This is a genomic window from Mycobacteriales bacterium, from assembly GCA_036497565.1.
In the GTDB taxonomy this organism is placed as follows: Bacteria; Actinomycetota; Actinomycetes; order Mycobacteriales; family QHCD01; genus DASXJE01.
The window spans coordinates 1-3,257 of record DASXJE010000255.1; the positions used below are offsets into that span (position 1 = coordinate 1).

Annotated in this window: 3 protein-coding genes; all 3 read left to right on the top strand. The window is 69.7% G+C overall.

Annotated elements, in window-relative coordinates:
* The first annotated feature begins 159 nt into the window (after nt 1-159).
* Complete coding sequence (locus tag VGH85_20225) at nt 160-1,050, top strand: MBL fold metallo-hydrolase (protein HEY2176139.1); 891 nt, start codon at nt 160-162, stop codon at nt 1,048-1,050.
* Between the two features lie 52 nt (nt 1,051-1,102).
* Nucleotides 1,103-2,317: an amidohydrolase gene (locus VGH85_20230; protein ID HEY2176140.1), complete on the top strand. Its 1,215-nt coding sequence runs from the start codon at nt 1,103-1,105 to the stop codon at nt 2,315-2,317.
* A 242-nt stretch (nt 2,318-2,559) separates the two neighbouring features.
* Nucleotides 2,560-3,257, top strand: a 698-nt coding sequence (locus VGH85_20235; GenBank protein HEY2176141.1) for a LuxR C-terminal-related transcriptional regulator, incomplete at its 3' end; no start/stop codon positions are given.

The following is a 3,257-nucleotide window of genomic DNA, read 5'->3' on the forward strand; positions in this document are numbered from 1 at the left end:
GCGCTTCCCTCGGCGTCCCGCTCGCTGGCCGGGGACCCCGACTACGCGATCCAGACCGCCAACACCGGTACCTGGGACGCCGCGCACGGCTGGAACAAGCTCGGCGCGACCGTTCTCGTCACCAATCACGACTGGAGCTAACGACGAAGGAACCCCCAAGTGACGAGCACCAGCACGGGACGTGGACCCGACGGTCAGCTGGTCGACGGCGAGTCGTTCATCCGGTTGGGCGACCGGGTCGCCTACTGGCAGGGCGATATCGATCGTCATGAGCAGACCAACGTCGGGATCGTGCAGACAGATGACTCCGTAGTCGTCATCGACGCGAACTTCCTCGAGCCGGCTCAACGGATCAGCACGAGCATCACCGATCGGGACGGCATGCGCATCAGCCATGTGGTCAACACCCACTACCACGCCGATCACAGCCTCGGAAACCCGGTGTACGTCGACGCCGGTGCGACAGTCATCGGCGCTGCAGGCCAGCGCGCCGAGCTTCTGGCGAAGGGGCGGGAGGACGCGATCCAGCAGGTCGGAAAGGCGCCACCGCGGTTGTATCCAGCGATGCTGGAGTTCAGTGACTCACTGACCTTCGGGGACTCCGGTCTCGAGCTCGTCGCCGTCGGACCGGCCCACAGCGGGGCGGATCTCATCGGGTGGCTGCCTGACGACCGCGTCCTGTTCGCCGGCGACCTGGCGGTCGCCTGGGACCACGGCAACAACTTCTCCGATGAGGATGCCGACATCGAGGGCTGGATCGGGGCGCTCGGACGGTGCATCGACTTGAATCCGCGGGTGGTGGTTCCCGGGCACGGCCGGCTGTCCGATGCCGGTGTGCTCGACCAGCAACTGGGCTTCATCGTCGAACTCTGGCAGCGGGCGCTCGACGTCGCCACCGGCGGCGTCGCCGAGGACGCGCTCACGTCCGATTCGGCGGTGGCGGGTTTCGTCGAGCGACATGCCGCGCACGCAGTGAACGCGATGCGGTTCAGTGGGATGGCCCGCTCGATGATTGCCGTCGCCCGGAGGAAATGCGCGGAGCCGCAGTAGGTGGGACGCTCGCGGGGCCCGGAGGGACACCCATCGACGAGCAGGGGAGACCGTGACCAGCAGCGAACCCGACCGGCGATCACGGCTCGCCGCCACCCATGCCGGCATCGACGCCGCCCTGACCGGGCTCGACCCGCGGCTGCGTGAGCTCAGCCTGGACCTGCACTCCCACCCCGAACTCGCCCTGGTCGAGCACCGGTCCGCCACCGTGTTGCGGCAATGGCTCGAGGCCGAAGGCTTCGCGGTGCGTTCGCCCGTGGCGGGTCTCGACACGGCGTTCGTCGCCGAGGTGGGACATGGGTCACCGGTCATCGCCTACCTCCTCGAGTACGACGCCCTCCCCGGTCTCGGCCACGGCTGTGGCCACAACCTCATCGCCACCGGCGGGCTCGGCGCGGCGACCGCGCTGCACCACGCTCTGCCCGACCCGCCCGGCACTCTCCGGGTGATCGGCACGCCCGGTGAGGAGGGCGCCGGCGGGAAGGTCATCGAGCTCGACGCCGGCGTGTTCGACGATGTCGACGCCGCGCTGATGTTCCATCCCGGGGATCGCACCGTGCCCATTCGGCATGCTCTCGCGTCGCGTCCGATGACGGTCCGGTTCCATGGGAAGTCGGCGCACGCCGCGGGCAGTCCGACGGCCGGGCGGAGCGCTCTTGCCGCGGTCATCCAACTGTTCGTCGCCATCGACGCGCTGCGCCAGTTCCTGCCGGACGCCTCCCGGGTGCACGGCGTCATCCTCGACGGGGGCAAGGCCGCCAACGTCATCCCCGACTACACCGAGGCCGCTTTCCAGGTCCGGGCGGTCACCAGCGAGCAGACGGAGGAGCATGTCGGTCGGGTGATCGCGTGTGCCGAGGCCGCCGCGACGGCGACCGGGACGACCGTCGAGATCGAGCGCGGGCATCTCTACGCGGAGCGGAAGAACAACCACGCGATCGCCGGGCGGGTCGCCGACTACCTGCGGGACGCCGGCGAGAAGGTCGAGGAGCCGGTGCTGCGCGGCGGCGTCGGGTCGTCCGACATCGGCAACGTGAGCCTGCGACTGCCGGCCATCCACCCCTACCTCAAGGTCATGGAGCGCGGAACGCCGTCCCATTCGCTGGAGATGACCGCCGCCGCGGCGACGCAGGACGCGCACGAGGCCACCCTGCGGATGGCGGCGGCCCTCGCCAAGGCCGGCGCCGACCTGTTCTGCGACGGATGGCTGCTGGACCAGGCGCGCCGAGAATTCGCGGAGTCCGGCCCCGACCTCCCCGACAGCTGATCCGGGGGCGCGGGTGGCGTTCGTGGCCGGATCATCCTTCATACGTAGCGATTGGTGGTCGGCGTCGCGTTGAGCGGCGGGTGTCCGGAGCACGCGCTGCCCGATGGTGCAGGAATGGTGACGTGACCCGGACGGGTGAACCGACGCCTTGCGGGGCCCGTGGGAGAGGTAGATACGGCACGTCCGCTCCTCCTGCCACAGTGGGCAGGGGTTCTTTGCGGTCGTTGGGCCGGGTACGGGGGATGACCATGCACAATCTGACTGTGGTGAACGAGTGGGAGCCGGCGGACGTAGATGTGTCGGCCCGCGAGGCCGAGGTGCTCGAGGCAGTTGCCAAACATCAGACAAACGCCGAGATCGCCACCCAGCTCTTCATCTCTGTCCGCACCGTCGAAAGCCACGTCTCCTCGTTGCTGCGCAAGTTCCAGGTGGGCGACCGGCGGGCACTGGTGGCCACCGCGGCGACCGTGGATCCGACGCCGGAGACGGGGACCGCCCGGGCCACGGCACCGATCGTGCAGCTGCCCACGCCGTTGACATCGTTCGTCGGTCGGGTGGCCGAGCGGGCTGCACTCGCCGAGGCGCTCGACGAGCACCGTCTCGTGACGGCCCTGGGGCCGGGCGGGATCGGCAAGACCCGCCTCTCCCTCGCGGTCGCCGCCGAGGTGACCGACCGGTTCGCCGACGGCACCGGATACGTCGACCTGGTGCCGGTCACCGACCCGTCAATGATCGCGCCGGCTATCGCGGCCGCCCTCGGTCTCGGCGAACATCAGGCCCGTTCGGCGGAAGACACCGTGCTCGGCTGGTTGTCCGGCCGGGAGATGCTGCTGGTGTTGGACAACTGCGAGCACCTGATCGACGGAGTGGTCGGCCCGCTGGAACGTCTGCTGGCCGGCAGTCCCGGCCTGACCGTGCTCGCCACGAGCCGAGCCCGCCT